The organism is Nonomuraea monospora (genome assembly GCF_039531895.1).
GTDB lineage: Bacteria > Actinomycetota > Actinomycetes > Streptosporangiales > Streptosporangiaceae > Nonomuraea > Nonomuraea monospora.
Genome location: NZ_BAAAQX010000032.1, coordinates 39,297 through 61,772, shown reverse-complemented (window position 1 = coordinate 61,772; position 22,476 = coordinate 39,297). Strand labels below are relative to the sequence as shown.

The 22,476-nt window shown below is 68.1% G+C and carries 25 protein-coding genes and 1 tRNA gene; 20 read left to right on the top strand and 6 right to left on the bottom strand.

The genetic code is table 11. The features are described 5' to 3' along the window. The first annotated feature begins 130 nt into the window (after nucleotides 1–130). Entirely contained in the window at nucleotides 131–1,690 is a 1,560-nt protein-coding gene (locus ABD331_RS43595) for an ABC transporter substrate-binding protein (RefSeq protein WP_344488735.1), read from the top strand. Here the strand turns inward: ABD331_RS43595 and ABD331_RS43590 are convergent. Next, nucleotides 1,666–1,830: a hypothetical protein gene (locus tag ABD331_RS43590; protein WP_344488732.1), complete on the bottom strand. Its 165-nt coding sequence runs from the start codon at nucleotides 1,828–1,830 to the stop codon at nucleotides 1,666–1,668. The genes ABD331_RS43595 and ABD331_RS43590 overlap by 25 nt on opposite strands. A 21-nt stretch (nucleotides 1,831–1,851) precedes the next feature. On the opposite strand from ABD331_RS43590, the gene ABD331_RS43585 reads away from it, so the two are divergent. From ABD331_RS43585 to ABD331_RS43570, 4 genes are all read left to right on the top strand, one after another. Next, nucleotides 1,852–2,478, top strand: coding sequence for a hypothetical protein (locus ABD331_RS43585; protein WP_344489008.1), 627 nt, complete (start codon nucleotides 1,852–1,854; stop codon nucleotides 2,476–2,478). Between the two features lie 29 nt (nucleotides 2,479–2,507). Further along, nucleotides 2,508–3,476 (top strand): inositol-3-phosphate synthase, encoded by a 969-nt coding sequence (locus tag ABD331_RS43580; protein ID WP_344488729.1) that lies wholly within the window; start codon nucleotides 2,508–2,510, stop codon nucleotides 3,474–3,476. A 512-nt stretch (nucleotides 3,477–3,988) separates the two neighbouring features. Then, nucleotides 3,989–4,786, top strand: coding sequence for an exodeoxyribonuclease III (locus ABD331_RS43575; protein WP_344488726.1), 798 nt, complete (start codon nucleotides 3,989–3,991; stop codon nucleotides 4,784–4,786). 91 nt (nucleotides 4,787–4,877) lie between these two features. Continuing rightward, entirely contained in the window at nucleotides 4,878–5,111 is a 234-nt protein-coding gene (locus ABD331_RS43570) for a hypothetical protein (RefSeq protein ID WP_344488723.1), read from the top strand. Between the two features lie 319 nt (nucleotides 5,112–5,430). Here the strand turns inward: ABD331_RS43570 and ABD331_RS43565 are convergent, their stop codons facing one another. Together ABD331_RS43565 and ABD331_RS43560 are read right to left on the bottom strand one after the other, a co-directional pair. Next, the gene (locus tag ABD331_RS43565) at nucleotides 5,431–6,387 is read right to left on the bottom strand and encodes a cobalamin biosynthesis protein (protein ID WP_344488720.1); all 957 of its coding nucleotides are present in this window, start codon (nucleotides 6,385–6,387) and stop codon (nucleotides 5,431–5,433) included. Further along, nucleotides 6,371–7,300 carry a phosphotransferase gene (locus ABD331_RS43560; RefSeq protein ID WP_344488717.1) on the bottom strand — a complete coding sequence of 310 codons (930 nt, stop codon included), beginning with the start codon at nucleotides 7,298–7,300 and terminating at the stop codon, nucleotides 6,371–6,373. Before ABD331_RS43560 ends, ABD331_RS43565 begins: the two co-directional genes overlap by 17 nt. A 90-nt stretch (nucleotides 7,301–7,390) precedes the next feature. Between ABD331_RS43560 and ABD331_RS43555 the strand changes: the two genes are divergently transcribed. Then, nucleotides 7,391–8,125, top strand: a complete 735-nt coding sequence (locus ABD331_RS43555; RefSeq protein ID WP_344488714.1) for a ZIP family metal transporter — start codon at nucleotides 7,391–7,393, stop codon at nucleotides 8,123–8,125. Nucleotides 8,126–8,179: 54 nt separating this feature from the next. Next, nucleotides 8,180–8,253, top strand: a tRNA-Arg gene (locus ABD331_RS43550). 207 nt (nucleotides 8,254–8,460) lie between these two features. Here ABD331_RS43550 and ABD331_RS43545 read toward each other — a convergent pair. After that, nucleotides 8,461–10,026: a tyrosine-type recombinase/integrase gene (locus ABD331_RS43545; RefSeq protein WP_344488711.1), complete on the bottom strand. Its 1,566-nt coding sequence runs from the start codon at nucleotides 10,024–10,026 to the stop codon at nucleotides 8,461–8,463. A 1,061-nt stretch (nucleotides 10,027–11,087) separates the two neighbouring features. Between ABD331_RS43545 and ABD331_RS43540 the strand changes: the two genes are divergently transcribed. Further along, nucleotides 11,088–11,765 (top strand): phospholipase D-like domain-containing protein, encoded by a 678-nt coding sequence (locus ABD331_RS43540; RefSeq protein WP_344488708.1) that lies wholly within the window; start codon nucleotides 11,088–11,090, stop codon nucleotides 11,763–11,765. After that, the gene (locus tag ABD331_RS43535) at nucleotides 11,663–12,277 is read left to right on the top strand and encodes a hypothetical protein (protein WP_344488705.1); all 615 of its coding nucleotides are present in this window, start codon (nucleotides 11,663–11,665) and stop codon (nucleotides 12,275–12,277) included. The genes ABD331_RS43540 and ABD331_RS43535 overlap by 103 nt, the downstream gene beginning before the upstream one ends. A 177-nt stretch (nucleotides 12,278–12,454) precedes the next feature. Here the strand turns inward: ABD331_RS43535 and ABD331_RS43530 are convergent, their stop codons facing one another. Beyond that, on the bottom strand, nucleotides 12,455–12,934 hold the full coding sequence (locus tag ABD331_RS43530; RefSeq protein ID WP_344488703.1) for a hypothetical protein: 480 nt from the start codon (nucleotides 12,932–12,934) through the stop codon (nucleotides 12,455–12,457). A gap of 24 nt (nucleotides 12,935–12,958) precedes the next feature. Beyond that, nucleotides 12,959–14,383 (bottom strand): NsdA family TPR-like regulatory protein, encoded by a 1,425-nt coding sequence (locus tag ABD331_RS43525; RefSeq protein ID WP_344488701.1) that lies wholly within the window; start codon nucleotides 14,381–14,383, stop codon nucleotides 12,959–12,961. A gap of 360 nt (nucleotides 14,384–14,743) precedes the next feature. Here ABD331_RS43525 and ABD331_RS43520 point away from each other — a divergent pair, with 360 nt between their 5' ends. The 11 genes from ABD331_RS43520 (at nucleotide 14,744) to ABD331_RS43470 (ending at nucleotide 22,453) form a co-directional block, all read left to right on the top strand. Beyond that, nucleotides 14,744–15,016 (top strand): hypothetical protein, encoded by a 273-nt coding sequence (locus ABD331_RS43520; protein WP_344488699.1) that lies wholly within the window; start codon nucleotides 14,744–14,746, stop codon nucleotides 15,014–15,016. Between the two features lie 102 nt (nucleotides 15,017–15,118). Next, nucleotides 15,119–15,535: a hypothetical protein gene (locus ABD331_RS43515; protein WP_344488696.1), complete on the top strand. Its 417-nt coding sequence runs from the start codon at nucleotides 15,119–15,121 to the stop codon at nucleotides 15,533–15,535. 377 nt (nucleotides 15,536–15,912) lie between these two features. Continuing rightward, a complete protein-coding gene (locus ABD331_RS43510; protein WP_344488693.1) occupies nucleotides 15,913–16,260 on the top strand; it encodes a hypothetical protein in 348 nt (115 codons plus the stop codon). A 123-nt stretch (nucleotides 16,261–16,383) separates the two neighbouring features. After that, complete coding sequence (locus ABD331_RS43505) at nucleotides 16,384–16,836, top strand: 6-pyruvoyl trahydropterin synthase family protein (protein ID WP_344488690.1); 453 nt, start codon at nucleotides 16,384–16,386, stop codon at nucleotides 16,834–16,836. Beyond that, nucleotides 16,803–17,555 (top strand): 7-carboxy-7-deazaguanine synthase QueE, encoded by a 753-nt coding sequence (locus ABD331_RS43500; RefSeq protein WP_344488687.1) that lies wholly within the window; start codon nucleotides 16,803–16,805, stop codon nucleotides 17,553–17,555. The genes ABD331_RS43505 and ABD331_RS43500 overlap by 34 nt, the downstream gene beginning before the upstream one ends. 90 nt (nucleotides 17,556–17,645) lie before the next feature. Further along, nucleotides 17,646–18,278 (top strand): GTP cyclohydrolase I, encoded by a 633-nt coding sequence (folE, locus tag ABD331_RS43495; RefSeq protein ID WP_344488684.1) that lies wholly within the window; start codon nucleotides 17,646–17,648, stop codon nucleotides 18,276–18,278. Further along, nucleotides 18,278–18,796, top strand: coding sequence for a phosphoribosyltransferase (locus tag ABD331_RS43490; RefSeq protein WP_344488681.1), 519 nt, complete (start codon nucleotides 18,278–18,280; stop codon nucleotides 18,794–18,796). The genes folE and ABD331_RS43490 overlap by 1 nt, the downstream gene beginning before the upstream one ends. A 67-nt stretch (nucleotides 18,797–18,863) precedes the next feature. Beyond that, complete coding sequence (locus ABD331_RS43485) at nucleotides 18,864–19,607, top strand: class I SAM-dependent methyltransferase (protein ID WP_344488679.1); 744 nt, start codon at nucleotides 18,864–18,866, stop codon at nucleotides 19,605–19,607. A 56-nt stretch (nucleotides 19,608–19,663) separates the two neighbouring features. Next, nucleotides 19,664–20,320: a dTMP kinase gene (locus ABD331_RS43480; protein ID WP_344488676.1), complete on the top strand. Its 657-nt coding sequence runs from the start codon at nucleotides 19,664–19,666 to the stop codon at nucleotides 20,318–20,320. Then, entirely contained in the window at nucleotides 20,310–21,347 is a 1,038-nt protein-coding gene (locus ABD331_RS43475; protein WP_344488673.1) for a radical SAM protein, read from the top strand. The genes ABD331_RS43480 and ABD331_RS43475 overlap by 11 nt, the downstream gene beginning before the upstream one ends. Further along, nucleotides 21,344–22,453, top strand: a complete 1,110-nt coding sequence (locus ABD331_RS43470) for a DegT/DnrJ/EryC1/StrS family aminotransferase (protein ID WP_344488670.1) — start codon at nucleotides 21,344–21,346, stop codon at nucleotides 22,451–22,453. Before ABD331_RS43475 ends, ABD331_RS43470 begins: the two co-directional genes overlap by 4 nt. The last annotated feature ends 23 nt before the right edge of the window (nucleotides 22,454–22,476 follow it).

Sequence of the window (22,476 nt, the reverse complement as noted above, 5' to 3'; positions counted from 1 at the left end):
ACAAGCCCCGAGAATAGCAATTCGATCACCGGAATGCCCAATTTTTCGGGACTTTTGGACACGTGTCACGCCTCGGCTGGATCTTGGAGTAGGTTTCCCGGGAATCACATCGGCCACAGAGGGAGATGCGTTGCGCCGTCGACTCGTAGCGGCCGCCGCGCTGCTCCTCCTGACGGCGTGCTCGACGCCCCCGGAGCCGCAGCGGGCGCCGGCGGGGGAGTCGCCCTTCGTCTACGTCAAGAACACCGACATCGTCACCGAGTGGGACCCCAGCCGCTCCTACTCCAACGAGATCATCGCCTTCCAGAACGTCTACGAGACCCTCACGCTCTGGAACCCCGTCACCAAGAAGTCCGCCCCCCGCCTGGCCACCTCCTGGCGCTCCTCCGCCGACGGCCGCACCTGGACCTTCACCCTGCGCTCCGGCGTCACCTTCCACACCGGCAGGACCCTGGACGCCGAGGCGGTCAAGGCGTCCATCGAACGCACGATGAAGGCCAAGACCGGCGCCTCCTACATCTGGGACGCCGTCTCCTCCATCAGGGTCGAGGGGCCGCTCACGGTGACGTTCGCGCTGAAGTACCCCGTGCCGCTGGACCTGGTCGCCTCCGCCGGGTACGCCGCCTACATCTACGACACCAAGGCCTCCCCCGACCTGACCAGGTTCTTCCAGGAGGGCAGGGACGCGGGCTCGGGGCCGTACACGGTGGTGAAGTGGAACAAGGGCAAGGAGGACGAGCTCACCCTCTCGGCCTTCGACGGGTACTGGGGCGGCTGGGGACGGCCGCACTACAACACGATCAAGTACAAGGCGGTGCCCGACACCGAGCGGGCGTACCGGATGCTGCAGAACGGCGAGGCCAGCTTCGTCGACCGGCTCGACCCGCGGCTGTTCGCCCGCGCCAGCGCGGCCCCCGGGCTGCGCACCTCCGACCGGCCCTCGTTCACGTCCGCGATGATGCTGTTCAACACGGCCACCGGGCCGATGAAGGACATCCGCATCCGCAAGGCCGTGCAGAAGGCCATCGACTACCGCGGCCTGATCAAGGCGCTCAAGGGCTCCGTGATGCCCGCCAGCGGCGTCGTCCCGGAAGGGCTGCTCGGCCACGTGCCCGGCCGCGTGCCCAAGCAGGACCTCGCCGGCGCCACCCGGCTGCTCCAGCAGGCCGGCTACGGCCCCGGCGGCCGGCCGCTGCGGCTGCGCCTGACCCACGCCGAGGGCGAGGCCGACGAGCAGGTGCTCGCCCGGCGGCTACGCGCCACACTGCGCGAGCTGAACGTGACCCTGGAGGTCAGGGCCATGCACTGGAACGCCCAATGGGAGCTGGGCAAGAAACGCGGCCAGGACATCTTCGTCATGTACTGGTGGCCCGACTACGCCGACGGCTACTCCTACTTCGGCCAGGTCTTCCACAGCGCGAACCCGCCCGAGTTCAACCTCACCTACCTCAACGACCGCACCCTCGACGCGCTGCTCGGCACCGTGCCGGAACTGACCGTCACCGACAAGCCCGCGGCGCAGCGGGCCTACGAGCAGGCCACGACCCGCGTGCTGGACCAGCGCGCGGCCGGCGCGCTGCCCTGGGTGGTCAAGTCGCGGCGGGCCTACCTGGGCGGCATCCAGGGGTACGACGACAACCCCGCCTACCCGGACGTGGTCTTCGTCTACGACCTGCGGCCCTCCGGCTGATCGCTGACCCTTTCCCGAAGTCGCGTCCTGATCTCCTCCGGAGTGTAGGCGCGGCGACGCCGCTCGGCGCGCGCGATCACCACCCCCGTGGCCGCCACACCCATGATTCCGGCCAGTCCCAGCATCTTCCACCAGCGCATGTTGCCTAGGCTAACCCTGTGCTGACTCTCGACGAGGCCGTAAAGGTGACCAGAACCGGCGACCTGTGGATCTTCCGCGGGCGATCGGTGCCCGACCGCGCCATCCAGACGATGACCAACAGCCCCGTCAACCACGTGGGCATGGCCATCGTGATCGAGGACCTGCCGCCGATGATGTGGCACGCCGAACTCGGCAAATCCCTGCTCGACCTGTGGTCGGGCGTCCACCAGCGCGGCGTCCAACTGCACGACCTGCGCGCCGCCGTCACCGTCTGGGCCGACCGCTACGACCAGCGGGCCTGGCTGCGCCAGCTCGACCCCGAGGCCACCCCCGAGATGGAGGACGCCGCCCTGCGCACCGTGGCCAGGCTCGACGGCACCCCGTTCCCCTCCACCGCCCGGCTGGCCGCCCGCTGGATGAAGGGGCGGGTGCCGCGCAGGAAGCGCACGGCGGAGCAGAGCCTGGAGAGCGCCTACTGCGCTGAGGTCGTCGCCGTCACCTATGAGGAGATGGGGTTGCTGCCGGCGGGGAAGCGTCCGAACTGGTACGACCCGGGCAGGTTCTGGAGCGGTGATGATCTGGAGCTGCTGCTGGAACGGCGGCTCGGCAACGAGATCACGGTCGGGGTGGAGCGGACGCGCCGGTGAACACTGTTCAAAATGAGGCGCGCCGGGCGATGAACACCGTCAACATTGCCTTGGTGGGTGTGGGCAACTGCGCGTCCTCGCTGGTCCAAGGCGTCGAGCACTACCGCGACGACGCCCCCGGCCTGCAGAATCCCGTCTGCGCCGGCTACGCGATCTCCCAGATCCGCTTCACCGCCGCCTTCGACGTCGGCCGCGCCAAGCTCGGCCAGGACCTCTCGGAGGCCATCTGGACCACGCCGAACAACTCCCGCCGCTTCGCCGACGTACCCCACCTCGGCGTCCCCGTCACCGAGGGCATCCTGGCCGACGGCATCGGCCCGGGCTCGGCCGCCCACGTCGACCCCCTCGGCGGCGCCACCCCCGCCCAGGTCGCCGCCCGCCTGCGGGAGACGGGCAGCCACGTCGTACTCAACTTCCTGCCCACAGGCGCACAACAAGCCGCCGAGCTGTACGCCCAGGCGGCCATCGAGGCCGGATGCGCGTTCGTCAACTGCATGCCCGCCGTGCTCGCCCGCTCACCCGAATGGTCCGCCCGCTTCACCGCCGCAGGGCTGCCCCTGATCGGCGACGACCTGAAGAGCTCCTTCGGCGCCACCCTCGTGCACCGCGCCCTCGTCGACGCCCTCACCGCCAGCGGCGTCCACCTCACCGAGGGCCACCAGCTTCTCGGCGGAGGGAACATGGACTTCGTCAACCTGTCGGACGGCGGCCGGATGCGCAGCAAACAGGCCACCAAGACGGCCGGCGCGGGGACCGCCGTCCACGTCGGCGCCCAGTACGTGCCGTTCATGGACGACCGGAAGGTCGCCTACATCCGGTTGAACGGCGAAGGCTTCGGGGGGTCGCCGTTGGAGCTGGAGGTGCGGATGGTCGTGGAGGACTCGCCCAGTGCGGCGGGGAACGCCTTGGACGCGGCGCGGCACGCCAAGCAGGCCCTGGACCGCGGGGTGGGTGGGGTGCTGGGGGAGGTGTCAGTCGCCCTGATGAAGGCCGTGTGACGACTCGCCCCCAGGCCGCCCACCGACCGGAGGAGGAGCCGGCGGACGGGGCGGAGGCGAGGCGGCGGCTGTGGTGCGCGGCGGCGCGGTGGAGGGGCGAGGGCACGGCGGCAGTGCGGTGGGACGGCGACGAGGGGCGACCGGTCGGAGGCGAGGCGGAAGCGGAAGCAGGGGCGGGGCAGGGCGCGGGCTGGGCGGGGACGGGACGGCGGCCGATGGACGCCCAACCTCCGCCCCAGCCGCGCCTTCGGATTTGCCCCGCCTCCGCCCTCGCCTTCCGCCCTCGCCTTTCGCGTTCGCCTCCTCCGCCTCGCCCCAGCCTCCGCCGCCCCCGCCCCCGCCGCCTCCTCTGCCTTCGCCCGCGGCCTCCCCTGCCCCCGCCGCCTCCGCAGCCTTCGCCGCCGCGCCGCCGTACCGTCAGCAGGACCTTCCTACGCGGCCGAGTCGCGAACTTCCGGACGCCCGGCCCGCCCGTGCGGGCCTGCGGCGGCCCGTGATGGCAGGCTAGAGAGATGCGTCTGGCAACCTGGAACGTGAACTCGGTCAAGGCACGCCTGCCCCGCCTGCTCGAATGGCTGGCCGACACCGCTCCTGACATCGTGTGCCTACAGGAGACCAAATGCCCGGCGGCGGCCTTCCCGACGGCTGAGGTGGCCGAGCTCGGCTACGAGGCCGCGGCCCACGGCGACGGCCGCTGGAACGGCGTCGCGCTGCTGTCCAGGGTCGGGCTGTCCGACGTGACGCTCAGCTTCCCGGGCGAGCCAGGCTTCGCCGAGCTGGACGGAGTCGGCGCCGCCCGCCCCGAGGCCCGCGCCATCGGCGCGACGTGCGCCGGAATGCGCGTCTGGTCCCTGTACGCGCCCAACGGCCGCACCCTCGACTCGCCCCACTACGTCTACAAGCTCGACTGGTTCGCCGCGCTGCGCGACGCCCTCGCCCCAGAGATCGCCGCGGGGCCGGTGGTGGCGTGCGGCGACTACAACGTCGCTCCCACCGACGCCGACGTCTGGGACCCGGCCCTGTTCGTCGGCGCCACCCACGTCACGCCCGCCGAACGCCAGGCGCTGGCCGAGCTACGCGACCTCGGGCTGCGCGACGTGGTGCCGACCCCGATGAAGGGGCCGCACCCGTACACGTACTGGGACTACCGGGCCGGGATGTTCCACCAGAACAAGGGCATGCGCATCGACCTCGTGTACGCGAGCGAGGACCTGGCCGGGCGGGTCCGGGCGGCGTACGTGGACCGGGAGGCGCGCAAGGGGAAGGGACCGTCCGACCACGCGCCGATCGTCGTTGACCTGGACGCATAAATGTAGTCACAAATCGCTGTCGGCCGAGTATCGTGTGTTCTCACAGTTTCGGGGGCGGTAAGCACTCCAGAGGACCACAGGGGGGATTCCCGTGGATTCTGCAGATGGCCGCGTTATCTTATTCATCCTGATCGCGCTCGCGGTGTTCGCCCTGGGACGCCGGTTCCAGGCAATGATCATCATGCGTCAGGTGTACAAGCAGAGTGCCAGGCAGGTGATGGCGCGGAGGGCGACCGCGCACAACGCCACCAAGTCGATGGTCGGGGTCACGCTGGTCGCGATCTTCGTGGCTTGGCTGGTACTCAACCTCAACCGGATCATGTAGGTGACGCCGCGCTGCGCGCCCCGTTCGTACGCGGCGCGCAGCGCATCACCTGCCCGTCATCCCTCACAACCTCCGCCACCCGCACCTCCACCGGCACCTCCCACCCGCACCGACCTAGGCCACCCACCTCCGCCATCACCTCGAGCCTCGCCGGCTACCGTCGCCACGAGCTTCTCCTGCCACGCGCCTCCACCATCACCTTGAGGCCCACCTGCCACGCGCCTCCGCCCTGAGGTCCGCCCGCCGGGCGCTACGCCCCACGCGCCTTGACCACCTACGCCTCGGCTGCTCGCGCCTCGACCACTCCTGCCTTAACCACCTACGCCTTGGCCGCTCGTACCCTGGCCGCCTTCGCCATGCCGGCCGCGACCACCACCGCCACCCCAGCAGCGGCCGCACTCACCGCCCGCGTCAGCCGCACCGCCCGCGAAATGTCATGAACCCCCGGCCGAGGCCCATCCCCCATCGTCGGCCGCTCCTCGACCTTCCCCCCGTACACGTTCTTGCCTCCGAGCGTCACCCCGAGCCCACCGGCGAACGCCGCCTCACACTGCCCCGCATTAGGGCTGGGATGCCGCCGCCCGTCCCTGCGCAACATGGCCCGCGCACCCCCGGGATCAGGCGCGGTCAGCACGGTCAGCACCCCGGTCACCCGCGCGGGCACGTAGTTCGCCACGTCGTCGAGCCGTGCAGCAGCCCACCCGAACTTCTCATACCGGGGAGAACGGTGCCCGACCATGGCGTCCAGGGTGTTGATCGCCCGATAAGCCAGCATCCCCGGCACCCCGGCCACCGCCCCCCAGAACAGAGGAGCGACGACGGCGTCGGAGGTGTTCTCGGCCAGCGACTCGACCGTGGCCCGCGCCAACTCGGGCGCCTCCAGCCCTCTCGGATCCCGCCCGCACAGGTGGGGGAGCCGGTCCCTGGCGCGTTTCAGATCATCGTTCTCCAGCGCGTCGGCCATGTACGCACCCTCCCTTGCCAGTGTGGTGCCACCGAGCACGGCCCAGGTGGTCACGGCCGTGAGCGCCGTACGGAGGATTCTGCTGCGCCCGGTCGCCTTCACGGCCAGTACGCCGAGCGTGGCCGCGCCACCGACGCACACGGCGACGTGCAGCACGCCCCGCCGCCGGTCATCCGCGTACAGAGCCTGCTCCAGCCGCGCCGCGCCACGCCCGAACACCGCGACGGGATGAGCGGGACTCTGCGGATCGGCGACGAGCTTGTCGAGGGCCACGCCGAGCGCGAGCCCCAAAGGGTCATACCAAGTGGGCATGAAGCTCATCTTCGTGCACATCCAGCCACGCCGCGGCCCGCCGGATGCGCTCCCCAGCGCCCCCCGCCCACATCTTGGCCCAGTTCCCGCCCGCGGAGGCGCGGGTGCGCATCACCGTGTACGAGCGGTGGAACCGCAGCCTGGCCAGCTCGAGGAGCCTTCGACGGTCGCGGGGCGGCACGCCGTACGCGTCACAGAACAACCGCAGCCGTGCGCCGACGTCCACCGTGCGCAGGAGAGGTGCGCGGTCGACGGGGTCGGAGATGGGCGCCCAGTGGCGCAGGGTGGTCACGATGTCGAAGAGCCGGGTGGTCGGCCGGGCCAAATCAAAGTCGATCAGCGCGTACGGCTCCAACTCGCCACCGGAGAACCCGCCACCACCGGCGAACGCCCCACCACCGACGAACCCCCGGCCACCAGAGGCCAGCCCACCACCAGAGGCCGGCCCGCCACCTGGAGACGACGCCCGGCCACCAGAAGACGGCACCCCGCCTCCCCCCATACGCCGAAAAACCACATTCTCCGGCGTCAAATCACAATGCCCGATCACTTCCGGCGCCCGGTCATCATTCGACCCCCCTTCCCACCCCACCTCCGTCAACGGAAACCCGGCAGTCGCATCATGAAAACGCCGCAACAACCCAGCAAGCCGGACCAACGCCTCATCGGTCACGCTCTCCAGCCGCAGCCCAGTCGTACCAGGAAGAAAGGTAAGAATCTCGCGCCCGAACTCATCCACCCCCACCACCCTCGGCGCCCCGTCGAACCCGACGGCCTCAAGGTGTCTCAGCAGGGCATGCACGGCAGGTGTGGACATACTGGCCGGTCTGCGCACGGTGTCACCGACGCGCACCACCCCGTCTGTCACGTCCCCGCCCTGCAGCGGAATCTCATGCAGGAGCGTCGCGACCATGCCCAGACAGCTTAGACCTATTTGCCCCACCCCCGCCTGGCCTTTTCCAACTCAGGAGATCGCCGCCCCGGCCCGCTAGCCTGCAACTTCATGCCGATCCTGCTGTCGCTGGCCGCGTTCGTCATGACGCTGCTCGGCGGCCTCGTCGCCGACCGCATCGGCGCCCGCCGCCACCTCGTCCTGGGCTTCGCGGCCGGCGTCATGCTCGGCGTAGTGGCCTTCGACCTCCTCCCGGAGGCCCTCGCCCTCGAACCCCTCCACCTGCACGGCGTCCCCCTGCCCATGCTCACGTTCGCACTGGCGTTCCTCGGCATCCACATCGTGGAGCGCTCGATGGGCATGCACGACACCCACGAAACCGACTACGCCACCCACCGACACGCCCGGGCGGGCGTCGGCCTCACAGCCGGTTCCGCCCTCGTCATCCACAGCTTCCTGGACGGCGCCGCCATCGGCGCCGCATACCAAACGGGCACCTCCCTGGCCGTGGCCGTGGCGATAGGCGTCATCGCTCACGACTTCACGGACGGCTTCAACACGTACACAGTGACCTCCCTCTACGGCAACGCCCGCCGCCGCGCCCTCACCCTCCTCACCCTCGACGCCCTCGCCCCCATAGCCGGCGCCACCCTCACCCTCCTCCTCCCCATCCCCGACACGATCCTCGGCGCATACCTCGGCCTTTTCGCCGGATTCCTCCTCTACCTCGCCACGTCCGATATCCTCCCTGAGGCCCATACGCCCAGACGGGCCACCGGATGGACGTTGACGGCTACCGTGCTGGGAACGCTGTTCATGTGGGGTGTGATCGGGTTGACAGACTGACACGGGGAAAACGTGTGCGTGACATGTCGCCGGATCATGCACAATAAGGCGGGAGCGCCCTTAGCTCAGCTGGATAGAGCATCGGACTTCTAATCCGACGGTCGCAGGTTCGAATCCTGCAGGGCGCGCTTTGATCATGTTCTGACCTGCGATTATGCGGGATCGGACTCGTTCTAGAATTTTCGTCTAGCAGTTGCGTGCTCCGTACGTGCTCGGTTGCACCAACCCTGCACATTCCATGATCCATTCGCTGTCGCTGGCCTTGCCGGGAAAGCAGCGGCCCTGCCTCGCCGCGAGCAGGCGGCGAATGCGGGGCCGGATGCTTAATCCGACTGTCAGCTCCTCAATGAGATGACTTGTCCGGGCTGGGCCTGGTCGTCTGTGCCGAACAGCAAGGCCGCGGTCTTCTCGGCCGCGGCCGTGGCGACCTGCGGGTAGACGGAGGTGTAGGTGTCGGCGGTGAACGCGCTGGAGGTGTGGCCCAGCGTTTCCTGGACCACCTTCATTTCCACCCCGGCGGCCAGCATCAGTGACGCCGCGCCGTGGCGGAGGTCGTGGAGCCGGATGGGCGGCAGGCCGGCGAGGTAGGCGAGCCAGAGGAACTGGTCGGAGACGTGCTGCGGGTGCAGGCGGCTGCCGTCGGGCTGGGTGAACACGAACTCGGTGTCGGTCCACGCCTCGCCCATGGCCAGCCGTTCCTGGAGTTGCTGCTGCCGGTGAGCGCGCAGCACCTTCGCGGTGTCGGTGTCCAGGGCGATCGTCCGCACGGAGGCGTCGGTCTTCGGGGTGCCCTCGTGAACTTCCCAGGCCAGCTGTACGAGTTGCCAGTTCACGGTCAGGGTGTTGCTGTTGAGGTCGACCTCGTTCCAGCGCAGCCCGCACGCTTCGCCCCGGCGCAGGCCGCGCAGCGCGATCAGCTGGTACAGCGCGAACAGGCGGTGACGCTGGGCTTCTTCGAGGAACAGACGGGTGTGCTCGGGCGTCCACACCATCACCGAGGACGGTCGCGGCACGCTGGTGTAGGCGTCGATCGGATCGACTCGCCGCCCGCCCCGGCGCTGCTTCTCCCTCTCCCGGTAGCTGCGGTAGTCAGCCTGCCAGGCGCGGACCCGGTCCTCGGTCCACACCAGCGGCTTGGGCCGGGCGCAAGCGGCCATCTCCAGGACAGCGGCGGGGTTGAAGTCGATAAGCCTGTCCTGGCGCATGGCCACGTTGAGCGCGTGGCGGAGAGTGGCGCGGATGCGGTGCATGGTGGCGATGCTGATCGGCCGCCGGTACTTGACGCTCTCGCGCACCGCTGGGTCGGGGTCGGCTCGGCGTTCGGCGATGGTGTCGTTGAACTCCTCGATCTGCTCGAACATCAACGCGATGTCGCTGACCTTGAGCTGATCCAGCCGCAGCCGCCCCAGGTACGGGGTGAGGTAGAGACGGATGTGGCCCTCATAAGAGCGACGGGTGGTCTCCTCAATCTTCCGCTTGCGGTTGAGGAACTCCGCCAGCCACTGCCCGACAGTGACCTCCTGGGTCAGCTGCTGCCCGGTCTTGACCTTACGGCGGACCGTCTCCACATCCGGAAGGCTGTCGGTCTCGGCCAGTGTCCGCTTGATCAGGTCGGCGATCTGGACACGGGTGGCAGGCTCGCGCGGGTCGGCCAGCGCGAGCAGGTCACGCACGCGGCTGAGTTCGTCCTTGGCGGCCTCCTGGGTGGCGAAGCCGCCGCGGCGCAGCGGCCCGCGCCGCTTACCATCGGTGCCTGTCGGGAGTTCGATCTGGTAGTTCCAGGAGCCGTGCCGGTAGCTCCATCCGCCGTCGGCGCGGCGCAGCTTGGGGCATCGCTGCCCGAGTGCCTTGCCGTCGTCGTCGCGGCAGGAGCAGCGTTTGAAGGTGCTTCCCTCAGCCATCGTGGTGCCTGTCCTCTTCTCTTGGTGCTGTTGTATGGGTGGGCTGGTGCGGCGTTGAGCAGGGGCGGCGCGGGGTGGCACTTGGCGCAGGGGTGCTGCGCCAAGCTCCGGAGGTGGCTGGTGAAGGGACCTCGTTTGAGAAGTCCCGTGCCGGATATGCATCACGCGCTATCTCGCTCAGCGGTGGCCCCGGTGTTCGCGGGCTACGGGCGTACGGCGGCTCTGTCGTCCGTGCCGCCGTCTGTGCGGTGTGGAGTGCCGGGGTCGCCGTGTGCCCGTCCTGGCGCGGTCGATGCGGTGGCGTGATCGGGCGAGCACGCCCGTGGTCGTCACCCCGCCGCATCGATGGCCGTGCCGGACAGGGGGTATCGACGCCCACCTGGATGGCGTTGGTCAAGGCCGAATCCGACGGTCAACGCCGGGACAGGGGAGGCGGCGCTCTCTGTACGCCTTCGCCGCCCACGCAGCGCTTTCGCTTCGAGGTCCCTACAGCGCAAGGACGACTCTCGCTGCGCGAGCGCACCAATATGTGAGAGTGAGATGAGCAGCCGTTTCCCGGGCGCCGGCCTTGGAATGACCGGGCATTCGCTGCCGGGCCGATGGGTCGCTTGGGTCGGCAGATGGGCACCAGCGGTCGTGCTCATCTGCACGAACTGCTGTGTGCCTGGTACGGCGGACGATGTGGTTGGTGGTGTCGCGTTGTCCTGCGGTGAAGTCATGTGGGTGCAGCCCGATCACCTGGGCCACCTGATCCCTGTCACCTTGATAAATACCGGCGATCAGACCCGGATTCGGACAACATGCAAAGCAAAGGTTCGACCATGATTACCGGAAAAAGCATCCGTATCCGCTGCATACTCCCCCTCCTTCGACCAGCGGTAGACGGCCTCAATCCGGAGAGAAACGGCCACGGTGGCCTGCAGACTGCGAGCGACGAGGCCTATAGGTAGTGCACCTGCGGATTAAAGTCAGCCCGCTCTACACTTTTCGCAGATGATTGCATCGCGGACGCATGGCCACTTCAGAGGAGTGTTCTTTCCTTGTCTTTTCCTCCCGGTGACATGGTCGCCGCCGTCGGCACGCACCTGCACTTCCAGAGACTGGAGCGGTTGCTGCATGAACGCCACCTCGAGCTGGGCGACCGAGTCCACCTCAACTCCACCGGATCCCAGCTGTACCTGATGGTCAAACTGCCAGGAGACCGGGGGGTCGTGCTGAGCCAGTCAAGGCTCGGTCACGCATTGGTATGGCTGATCGTCGATCCGGTGCTGGGGAGTGAGCCCTCCATCTGGCCGCTGGACACATCCAGCGAGGTACTCGTTGACGCCATTCACGCCCACGCTACTGCCCGCCTTGCCGGAGCGCCGGTAGCGTCGCCTTGGCGCTGGCACGAGAGCGAACGGTCGGACATGACCGAGCTCGCCGACCTCCTGTCCGAACGAGGAGTACACGTCCAACGGGTGGCGGCCGGGAACCGATACTTCGCCTATGGACCGCGCTACGAGCCCAAGCTCCACATCGCAGACGGGCGCGAAGGAGCCTACGTCGAGGCCAGGCTCTCCGACATCTTCGTCCGGGTCTCCATCAAGGCCAGCGTCGGCTGGCTGGTCGACATGTACGACCCGGAGCGTGAAGCTTGGACGCGCGTCGATCTCGGCGGTTCTCTAGGGCGCAGGAGACTCCCGACGCCGGGCATGCCGCGCGCCGACGTCCCTGTGAGCCGGATCGCCGACCTATAATCTGCGACGGGCCGAAGGCGTGGGTCGAGAGCGGCGCTCCCTGGGAGACGTCCAAGCCGTCGCGAGCATCCGTCGCGACGTGGTCCGACGTAGAGGAATCTCTATTCCTCACCGAGTCGGCCCTACGGCCAGCAGGCGCAAGGGAACACCTGGACGCCGTTCTGGAGCAGCTCACGACCTTCGGCTTCGGAGACATCCGCGAAGGCGGACCGGACAGCCTGATTCACTCCGACACCTATCACGTCGATTGGAGCGGCCGGACCAAGGACCTGTCGACGTCCGAGATCCAGCGGCTGAACGGTCTGGCCGCAGCGGCTGGCGAAGACCTGCCGAAAAGGCTGATCGTGATCACCAATGGCAGGATCAGCGGACCAGCAGCGGAGTTCGCGGACAAGGCCAAAGCATTCGTGTACGGCCTTAACCCCGAGACGGGCAGGCTCAATCCCCTGAACTCACGCGCCCGTGACCTGCTGCCGCCCCTCACGGAGCCGAGCAGATACATCCTGGAATAGCTTGTGCCCTTCGGATGACGACGTCGCGAGGGGCTATGACCTTTGTCAGCTCCGCGGTCGGCGGCATCCTCCACGCGTACTCACATGCCGCTTGATCAGCATGGATGGAATCATCGGCAGGCGCACCCTCGCCGAGGCCATCGGCGTACAGGTCGTGTCCTGGCGAGGTGCGGCGGACTATTCTCTCGCAGCACCCTCGGGCCAGATGATCGTCACGGGAAGGCTGCGTTTCCGAGCCTCCGCCACGACCTCGGCCGTCCCGCCCGAGCCGGTACCGGGCTGCCCGTCCCAGACAGCCACCAGCTCATCGACCGACGAAAGGACTGCCTCGTTCGCAGCCTCGTACGCCTGCCGGTTGGCGTGGTCGAAGTCCATAAGGCGGACGGTCTTCGCCGCCGCCATGAGCCGGTCGAACTGTTCAGCATGATCCGGCTTCACCTTGGCCTGCCGGTAGTCCCGCGACGGCAGCACCACCTCCAGCGATCCACCGGCCGCGAGTACCGCGTCAGCGAACAGGCTGTCCGCGCCACGAGCGATGCACGACACGCCCACCAGTTCGCCAGTGAACGAGGCAAGGTGCGCGCGGAGCGTGTCGGCGACGAGGAGCTCCGCCGCCGGGGCCAGGTTCATGTGGCCGGTCACGCCGATACGCATCATCAAGTCCTTCCTGAGCGCGGGTCCCTAACGCGCCAGCGTCTCGCGGATGTGCTGCTGAAGGGGAGCCATGACGGGATCTTTCCGGGTCTCGATCTGAAGATAGAACTCGCGAAGCTGCACTCTGACTCTGTCGGACTGGACTTGCCCGGCGGTGTCGGCTGCGGCGTTGCCCACGGTCACGGCTTCGTCCAGGTCGCCGCTGATGAGGTGGGCGTAGGCGAGCCCGACCTGATCGAGCGCGAGGCTGCGCATACTGGAACGTTGCCGGAGCGCCACCGCTTGTCCGATGTGATCGAGGGCGTCCCCGGCGAATCGGCTGTCGTGGTGGGATAGCTCCAGGTATCGGCCGCCGGTCACCCCGGTCAGCTCGGCGGCATCGAAGTACCCGATCCAGTCCGGATCGTGATCGCTGGGACTGATCTCGCTGAATGCCGCCTCGGCGTTGCCCGTGGCGCGCTTGAAGGACTCGGGCCGGCCCATCTTGGCGTACGACCACGCCTCTCGGGTGTGCAGCATCGCGCGGAGCCGGGGTGTGGCCGTGGACCTGACTCCGTCCAGAGCGAGCCGGATCAGCTCGAGCGCGTCCTGCGGTTGGTCGAGGTACAGCAGCTGCCGCGCCATGGACGCCAAGACACTCGCGCCGAACGGCTTGTCCTGGCCCGGCGTGGACGCCTGGAGCGACATGACGTAGTACTTCTGCGCCGCGGTCTGCATGCCGCAGTCCCACGACATGGTGGCAGCGATCTTCGCAAGCTGCGCCATCACGTGGAACAGACGCATGCTCACCTCGTGGGGATGGCTGTCGCGCAGCAGGTCGGCCACCTCATTGAGCTGTCCGACTACGGCCTTACGGGCGAGCCCGCCGCCGTGCTGGTCGTCCCATGTGCGGAAGACGTTCGCCGCCTCCTCCAGTTGGGTGACCTCGTCCAATCCGATCCGTCCGCTGTATTCGGACGGGGAGGGCACGGGGGAGGGGTGCGCGAGCCAGCGCTGTACCGGATCGACGAGCGGGAGCCCTGCCGTGATGGCCAGCGCCTTGACCGCTTCCCGGCGGTTCAGCATGAGGTCGCTCTTGGTGATGTCGTAGATGGCATCGGCTGTCGGTCCTGCTTCCCAGAGCCAGGGGAGGGAGGGTGAGGAGACCGAGTTCGCGTCGTCGTCGGCGCTTTCATCGGTCAGGTCCTCCGGCAACGCCGGACGCTCAAAAAGCTTAGCCTCTGACATCTCGAAAGCGCGGCAGTACAGAAGGGGATACGGATCACGAGGACGACCGTTGCCCGCTTCGTGCTGTTTAACCCTCCGCAGGACCGACTCGAACTCCGCCAAAGCGATCTCATCGCCGGCGGCTTTGAACAGGTGGACAGCCACTTGCTTCTGAGACCAGCCGCGTTGCCGGCGCTCGTGTCGGATGCGTTCGGCCCAGGCTGGCAGGCCAGTCTCGTCGGTCATGCCGTCGCACCTCATCAGGGATGGTGACGCGCTCGCGTCCCCCAGTGTCCCCCAACGCCACCTGTTCGCGCTCCGTTACTCAGCGTTGTTATGGATGTGTGCACCCGGATACAGAAAGCTTCTACTCGTGGACGGCTCGGGGCGGCCGAAGCCGCTCTCGACATGGCCTGGATTGCCATGGTCTGTGCGTCATGGTGAATACCTCCGCCACGATGATCCCCCGCTTGCCCGCTGCGACGGAGGACGTCGGGCCGGTGCGGTTCGGCCCCGCGAGATCTAGTGACCATCGGGGCTCGCGGCTGATCACGCGTGTCCAGCGCAAGCTGGACGGTTCGGTGTTGTATCCCGGTGGTTCGTGAGATGGCCTCGACCGTGATTGCGGCATGGCTTGCGCTGGGCATGCGTGACCGTCAGCTCGCCGTACTCCGCCTCACCTACCCGCAGTGGACGATCTCCTACGAATCCGACTCAAACGGTTGGATCTGGCGGGCGGCGCCGTCTTGGCGGCTCTCGGCGGAGATGCTGGCCGCTGGAGCGCAGCCGCGGTTGGTACGAGGTAACCCGGTCGCCCTCATGGCGGAGTTGAGCCATCAGACGGTGATCATCCGCAACACGACCCATCGTCGCACGTGAAGCCTCCGCGGGCCGTCGTCGCGCGTGGCGTTGACGGGTCGGGGAGATCAGGCCGGGCCGGGCGCTCGGTGATAACGAAGACCAGTCCGAGGGAGAACCCCCATGGTGAGCAAGGCAAGGCAGGTCGAGCCCGACCTGTATGCGATGGACGTGGAAGAGTTCAGGTTCGCGCAGCTCGAAGGCACAGGCCTGGAGTACGCGCCGATCCCGGACGGCGACGACTACGCCGTCCGGGACAAGGACCGCCCGGCCGTAGAGATCCGCAGGGCCGGGGACGACTTCCGCAAGCTGGGTGCACTCATCAGCCAGAGAAGGTCCGGTGGGGGAGAGCAGCCGTCGGACAAAGTGCACCTCCACGACATTGACGTTGACGAGGACAGGTTCGAGCCGGTCGAGGGCACGAGCCTGGCGTACGTCGCGATCGGGGACGGAGACGGCTACGTAGTGCGCGATGCGGAGCGCCTGGCCGAGATCCGGCGGCCCGGTGACGACTGGCGCAAGCTCAGCACGATCCTCTGACGCTACCCCGTAGAACGCCGCGGAGTGCGGCTCGACCCATCGCCCATGGGCCCGTAAGCAGGCGCGACGGTTGGCCGAACCACACCCGGTCTCCGTGTCCGGCCGTCGCGCCACCCGGAAGTGATCGACGTGCAGGTCAAGTGGAAACCGTACATGCCCAGCCCGGACGTTTCCGTGTGGGTTCAGGAGTCCTCATGCTGCGGCGCATACACGCTGCTCCACGAAGGCCGCGAGGGCGTGGTGACTCGATGGAGCAGAGACGGGAACCGCATGGAGACCGGCAGAGGCCCGCACCTCAAAGCCCTCCTCGTGTGGAACCACCTGGTGGGCTGTCACCGCCACTACCGCCACGAGAAGCGGAAGCGCCGGGTGGCGTCATGACGATCATCCAGTGGATCGGCCTGGTATGGGGACCTCTCACCTTGCTGGGCATCCGCCCAGTTCTGGTTTCCAAGGCCCTGCTCACCGAGCGCGACCCTGGAGAAATGTGCCCGAGCTGTCGGGCACGACACCGGGCGTACCGGCGCAGGGAACAGGAGTATGTCGACGTTTACGGCCTGGCCGGGCCGCCGCTGATGGTCCTCGCCACCGCCGCGCTGTGGTGGACCGCTCCACTGCTGCCCGCCCTGCGCCGGCTCACCCGCTTGCATTCCCTCCCGCAATGCGCGGGCCCTTCCTGCGCCGCACACCAACAGCACAATCCCAACCCTGCGAAAAGAAGGTAGAACCCGACCGCCACCGCATCGCGTTACAGCACCCCCTCACCCCAAGACCACAAGCCGCCCCGCAGCACGAGCCGCTTCACGCCGCCATCCGCCGTGACATGGCCAGCAGCAGAAACGGAGAGCATGATGACAACACCTCGTCCTTCCCCAGCCCACGTTGGGCCGCACCATGATCTGCGAGGCCCGGGCGGAGTCGGCCTGACCATCGGCAAGACCTTCACCTTCGAGGCGTCTCACCGCTTGAACGGGCTACATGACGGGCACAAGTGTGGCCGCCTGCACGGCCACAGTTACCAGGTGACCGTCGAGCTCACCGCCGACGAACTCGTCGGCCCGGGCTTCGTCACCGACTTCGGTGACCTGTCACCTTTCGGCGCCTACCTCGCTGAACACTTCGACCATCGTGACCTGAACGAGGTGCTCGACGTCGAGCCGACTTCGGAACTGCTGGCCGTCCACCTGGTCAGGTGGTTCCTCGACCAGGTGCAGCCGGTCATCGCAGGGCGGCTGGTCGCGGTCACCGTGAGCGAGACCCCGAAAACGTGGGCACGCTGCACAGTCAGAGCCACAACTTGATCGCGACAAAGATGTCCGCACCGTCCCGCGCTGCGACGCTCCTGATCGCCGAGCGCTTCGGCCCGACGCTCCAAGGCGAAGGACCCAGCATTGGCCAGCCCGCGCTGTTCATCCGCCTGTCCCGCTGCAACCTGTCATGCACCTGGTGCGACACGCCATACACGTGGGACACCAAGCGCTTCGACCTACGGCAGCAGAGCGACCGCGTTCTGGTCACCGACCTGGTCACGTGGGCACTGGACCACCCGGTGACGCTGATCGTCATCACCGGTGGAGAACCCTTGCTGCAGCAGCGCCACCTGTCCGCGCTCACCGAGCCGCTGCTGCAGGCAGGCCGCCGCGTGGAGATCGAGACCAACGGCACCGTTGCCCCCGATCCGGCTCTGCTGGTGGACGGACTGCGCTTCAACGTTTCCCCCAAGCTGGCCAACGCCGGCCTTTCGTCCGACATGCGCCTCAAGGCCGCCGCCCTGGAGACCCTGGCGGCCAGCGGGCGGGCCGTGTTCAAGTTCGTCGCCTGCGATGTCGCTGACCTGGACGAGATCGCGGAGATCGCTGAGCGCTTCTCCATGAAGCAGGTGTGGGTGATGCCCGAAGGCGTGACCCCCGACGATGTGCTGGGCGGCGCCCTTGCGCTCGCCGAGGCCGTCATCGCCCGTGGCTGGTCGCTGTCGCCGCGCCTGCACGTCCTGCTGTGGGGTGACGAACGTGGCCGGTAACCGCTGTGCCACCACTCGCGCACGCCCGCTGCCTGTGACAAGCCGCCCCTCCATGACTACCGGCTCGACCTCTGAAAGCGAGGACGGAACATGAGCACGAACGGCGTGCGGCCCTCCGCTACGGCGCACCCTGGCCGGGCCGCACCACAGCCGACGGTAGATACACCCCGCGTGACCGGGCTCGTCCGCGAACTGCTCATCGCTCTCGGAGAGGATCCCCATCGCGAGGGCTTGCTCGACACGCCGGCCCGCGTCGCGGCCTGGTGGTGCAGCTTCCTGTCGCCGGACCCCTCGGCGATGGCGACCTGCTTCACCGAAACCCACGCCAGTGACCAACTGGTCGTGGTCGGAGGGCTGAACGTGTGGTCCCTCTGCGAACACCACATGCTGCCGATGAAGCTGGACGCGCACGTCGGCTACCTCGCCGACGGCACCGTCCTGGGACTGTCGAAGTTCGGCCGGATCGCACAACGTTACGCCGGACGCCTCCAGATGCAGGAACGCTTCACCCGCCAGCTCGCCGACGAGGTAACCACAGCCATCGGCAGCGAGGACGTGGCCGTCACGGTGCACGGCGTGCATCTGTGCATGAGCATGCGCGGCGTCCGGATGGAGATGGCCCGTACTTCCACTGTGCAGGCCGGAGGCCGATTTAAGACCGATCCGCTGCTCTCCCAGCAGTTCCTCACCCTCTCCACCGCCGAGCTACGAGGGGCGGCGTGATGACGACCAGTCCGGGATCGCTGGCGCCTTCCGGCATCACCCACCTGATGTGGCCCCGCATGGAAGAGCTGGTCAGCCGGATCGCCGAAGCGATCCAGGAGGACGGAGCCCCTCAAACCCTCGTTGCAGTCCTGCGCGGTGGTGCCGTTCCTGCCGTCTGGCTCTCCCACAGGCTCCGGCTGCGGGACGTCCGCGCGGTGGAGGTCACCCACACCGTGGACGACAGCCCCAACGCCGCGAAGACCGCGCAACCAATGGCCGTCAACCCGGCCTCGCTGGGCGACCTCATCGGCCGCGACGTCCTGATCGTGGACGACGTCGCCGGCACCGGGCACACCCTCTCCGCCACAGTGCGACTGGCCGCCGACGCAGGAGCCAGCCGAGTCCGGACCGCGGTGTGCGTAGTAAACGAGGACAACTGGACCGGCCGTTCTCTGGCTGCGATCACCTACATCGGCACGATCACCCGCGGATGGGTGATCTTCCCCTGGGAGAGCCACGATGAGCACGAGCACTGATCCACTTCCCGAGCAGTTCCGCACCCGACCCGGGACTCCCATGATGGGGCCCTACAGCACCAACCAGATGGACGACTTCTACACGGCACTGCACCGCGGAGAGGCCAAGGCTTCGGGGCTGATGAACCTGATGCAGCACCTCATCGTCGCCGAGCGGTGCACGCCGGGCGCGAAGGTGCTGGACGTGTGCTGCGGTCGTGGACTGGCGCTGCCGCTGCTGTGCCGGTACACACCGCAGATCGAACGGTACGTCGGGCTGGACATCAGCCCCGGCAACCTCAACGAAACCCGAGAACGGATCACCTTCCTGAGCGAGACCTACGGAGGACTCTTCCCGGTCGAACTCCTCGAGTGCGATGTGGCCCAATCCTGGCCGGGGCTTCCCGCCTTCGATGTGGCGCTGTACACCTCGGCGCTGGAGCACCTGCCCTTCGAACTCGGCGCGCGCAGCCTGCGCAGCACGGCCCAGGCGCTCGCACCCGGCGGGACGCTGTTCCTGTCCACACCCCAGGCGTTCGGCCCGCCGCCGCGTCCTCTTCAGTACCGCGTCCACGTCTACGAGTGGTCGCGACAGGAGGTGGAGCAGGTCGTCGACGACGCCGGCCTGATCGTCGAGGACGTGATCGGCCTGCTGCCGCCCAAGCCTGACGCGGTGGCCGACGAGCTCACCGAACGGTACGGGCAGGGCGCGGCAGACTGGTACCGCGACCTCGCCGCGCGCGTCCCTGGGGCACTACTGAACACGGTCTCGGCGGTGTCGGTGCCAAAGAAGGCGACCGAGCTGCTGTACGTCTGCCGGAGGCCCGCGTGAACGCCGCCGCTGTCCCCGCGCCACGCTGTGAACCCGCCCCTCACCGGCCGCTGTGGGTGACCATCGAGGGCATCAACGGCGTCGGAAAGACGACCGCAGCCCGGGCGCTCGCCGCTCATCTCGGCGAGCGGTGTCTGCTGCTGGACGAACTCACCGACCAGGCCGGCGACACCCTGGCCGGACGCGTGATCTCCGCTCTGGCCGCGGAAGACGACGTATGCCTGCGCACCGGACACCCAGTCGCGGAAACGCTGGCCCTGCTCGCGCTGAAGATCCGCGAAGTCGAACGCCTCGCCGGCCACCCGACGACGGCCGAGGTGGTCATCGAGGACCGCGGCGTCGACACCGTCGCCGTCTACCAGGCCGCCATCCTCTGCGAACAAGCGCCGGAGACCAATCCCGCGTACGTCGCACGACACGTCCTCTCGACCATGTCGTGGTGGCGGCCCCCGCCCCACGCCACCGTCCTGCTGACCGGCGACCTGGAGGTGTGCACGCGGCGCTTCGCCGACCGGATCGGACGGATGCTGTCGCCACGGGATCGGCGCGTGATCGAGCAGGCCAACACCCTCTACACGTGGTTGGCTGCCGCCGAGCCTGCCCGCTACGTCGTGATCGACACCGCTGGGCGATCCGCCCAGGCCGTCGCCGACGCGATGGGCATGGTCGTACAGAACCTCTTGAAGCAGCGGGAGGCTTACCGTGCCGCGTGATGCGACTCTGCTCTGGGGCTTGCGCTCGCCCTGCGCGTTCGCCTGCCCTCACTGCTACTTCGGCACGATCGAGGAGCACCAACAGGCCCCACCCACCGAGCTTGGTGTCCTATCCCACCTGTCCCGCACCGACCTGCCATTCCAGGTGCTCAAAGCGTTCGCCCGAACCCTGGTCGGCTCGCCGATTGAGCGGGTGGTCATCGCCGGTGGCGAACCGCTGGACTGGCCTCCCACGCTGGAGGTGATCGAACTCAGTAAAGAGGCAGGCTGTCAGGTCGTGATCGCCACCAACGGGATCCCGCTCACCCGCCCGCAGGTGACCCAACGACTCATCGCCCTCGGCGTTGACGGTGTTTCGATCTCCCTGGACAGCGCGGACGCGCAGACCAACGATCGGTTGCGCCCCTCGCGATCGGGCCGCTTCGGCTACGACGATGTCCTGTCCGGTATCCGCGCCCTACTGAACGCCCGGGGCGACCAGAACAGGCCGAGAGTGGGCATCTACACCGTGGTGATGCGGGAACGCCCACAGGAGATCACCGACATGGCCCGCCTGGCCGACCAGTTCGGCGTGGACTACTACGTCCCCCAGCCGATCTCCCTGACGCCCGACCACAAGCTCTTCACGGAGCTGACCCACCGCCGCGAAGACGTACCGGCCGTGGCCGAACAGCTCCACCGTCTCTACGGCGAACCAACGAGCCTGGCACTTCCGGACCCCTCATACGCACGGCGCTTCGTCGCCGCGATCTCCACCCAGGAGAGCGGGAACGTGCCCGACTGCTTCGGCGGCGCCCGCCTGTTCTTCATCCAGCCCGACGGCTCGGTCTGGGACTGCCCGTCCGACCGTCGGATCGCCGCCACCCCGTCCGAACAGCGACGCAGCATCCGTGGTGCGGACGCGCGCACGCTCTTCGCCGACCGGCCCGCATGCACAAACTGCTCGTTGTTCAGCCGAGACTGCGTGAACATGTGGCCGCTCGTGCTCGACATGCCGCAACTGCTGAACACCAGGACTCCGAGATGACGCTCCCTTCGGTTCACAGCGGCGGACAACTGCTTGTAGATCCGCTCGCCGTTGTGCTCGAACAGATGCCCGACCCGAGCGGCGGCTCAGTCGCCGGACTGCTTGAGCGCGAGCTGGCCGAGGTGTTCGGCATCCCTTACGCCGTCGCGGTCGCCTCCGGCACTGCGGCCCTGCACGCCGCGCTTTTCGCCTGCGGCATCGGCGTCGGCGACGAAGTTCTCGTGCCATCCCTGACCGTCGTTATGACCGTGGCGCCCCTCAACGCCCTCGGGGCTACGCCGGTGTTCGTCGATAGTGACCCGGCCACTCTGGACCTGGACTATGACGACGCAGCCCGTAAGGTCACCTTGCGGACCCGGGCGATCATCCCAGTGCACCTCTGGGGTCGGATGGGAGACCCGGCGGCCCTGTCAGCGTTCGCATCCGAGCACGAACTCGTCATCATCGAGGACGCGGCACAGGCCGCCGGGACCGTACGCGACGGGCAGCGAGCCGGCACGGTCGGCACCGTCGGCTGCTTCAGCATGAAAGATGGCAAGATCCTCTGGAGCGGCGAGGGCGGCTTCCTGCTCACCGCCCGTCGCGACGTGGCGGAGCACGCGACTGCGTTCCGCAGCCACTGGCAGCCGGCTCCTCGGGGCGAGGCCCCACTGAGCCGTCTGGCAACCAACTGCCGCCTCGCCGCCCCCCTCGCCGCGATCGCTCTGGCCAACCTTCGCCGCCTCACCAAGCTGATCGAACTACGCCGCGCACAGACCCGCCACCTACTGCTTGCCCTGGAGCAGACACCCGGCCTGGTCGCTGATGCACCAGGGACACAGGAGGAGTGGAACGGCTTCACCCCGCTGCTCCACATTGGCCTGCCGAACCCACGGGCGTTCGCCGAACACCTCGCGCAGCGGGGAGTGCCGAACTCCACTGGCAGTTTCCGGCTCGTCCCCTGCGATGCCCGGCCCATGTTCACCGGCCGCAATAGGCCGTGCCGCGGCGCCGCCCAGATCCTCGACCACACGCTCGCCATCCTCCTCACCGAGCGCGACACACAGACCACACTTGACCGCTACGCCGCCGTCATCGCTCAAGAGGCCAGCGCGTGGACGACATGACCAGTCCCTCGAAACCCGGTCCG

Excerpts from the sequence above, each read along its gene's own strand:
- ABD331_RS43540 (WP_344488708.1), top strand. The coding sequence starts at position 11,088 with ATGGTCGCCGCCGTCGGCACGCACCTGCACTTCCAGAGACTGGAGCGG.
- ABD331_RS43530 (WP_344488703.1), bottom strand. The coding sequence starts at position 12,934 with ATGATGCGTATCGGCGTGACCGGCCACATGAACCTGGCCCCGGCGGCG.
- ABD331_RS43510 (WP_344488693.1), top strand. The coding sequence starts at position 15,913 with ATGACGATCATCCAGTGGATCGGCCTGGTATGGGGACCTCTCACCTTG.
- ABD331_RS43590 (WP_344488732.1), bottom strand. The coding sequence starts at position 1,830 with ATGCGCTGGTGGAAGATGCTGGGACTGGCCGGAATCATGGGTGTGGCG.
- ABD331_RS43525 (WP_344488701.1), bottom strand. The coding sequence starts at position 14,383 with ATGACCGACGAGACTGGCCTGCCAGCCTGGGCCGAACGCATCCGACAC.
- ABD331_RS43490 (WP_344488681.1), top strand. The coding sequence starts at position 18,278 with ATGACGACCAGTCCGGGATCGCTGGCGCCTTCCGGCATCACCCACCTG.
- ABD331_RS43560 (WP_344488717.1), bottom strand. The coding sequence starts at position 7,300 with ATGGTCGCGACGCTCCTGCATGAGATTCCGCTGCAGGGCGGGGACGTG.
- ABD331_RS43565 (WP_344488720.1), bottom strand. The coding sequence starts at position 6,387 with ATGCCCACTTGGTATGACCCTTTGGGGCTCGCGCTCGGCGTGGCCCTC.
- ABD331_RS43575 (WP_344488726.1), top strand. The coding sequence starts at position 3,989 with ATGCGTCTGGCAACCTGGAACGTGAACTCGGTCAAGGCACGCCTGCCC.
- ABD331_RS43515 (WP_344488696.1), top strand. The coding sequence starts at position 15,119 with ATGGTGAGCAAGGCAAGGCAGGTCGAGCCCGACCTGTATGCGATGGAC.
- ABD331_RS43545 (WP_344488711.1), bottom strand. The coding sequence starts at position 10,026 with ATGGCTGAGGGAAGCACCTTCAAACGCTGCTCCTGCCGCGACGACGAC.
- ABD331_RS43470 (WP_344488670.1), top strand. The coding sequence starts at position 21,344 with ATGACGCTCCCTTCGGTTCACAGCGGCGGACAACTGCTTGTAGATCCG.
- ABD331_RS43580 (WP_344488729.1), top strand. The coding sequence starts at position 2,508 with ATGAACACCGTCAACATTGCCTTGGTGGGTGTGGGCAACTGCGCGTCC.
- ABD331_RS43520 (WP_344488699.1), top strand. The coding sequence starts at position 14,744 with ATGGCCTCGACCGTGATTGCGGCATGGCTTGCGCTGGGCATGCGTGAC.
- folE (WP_344488684.1), top strand. The coding sequence starts at position 17,646 with ATGAGCACGAACGGCGTGCGGCCCTCCGCTACGGCGCACCCTGGCCGG.
- ABD331_RS43505 (WP_344488690.1), top strand. The coding sequence starts at position 16,384 with ATGATGACAACACCTCGTCCTTCCCCAGCCCACGTTGGGCCGCACCAT.
- ABD331_RS43555 (WP_344488714.1), top strand. The coding sequence starts at position 7,391 with ATGCCGATCCTGCTGTCGCTGGCCGCGTTCGTCATGACGCTGCTCGGC.
- ABD331_RS43485 (WP_344488679.1), top strand. The coding sequence starts at position 18,864 with ATGGACGACTTCTACACGGCACTGCACCGCGGAGAGGCCAAGGCTTCG.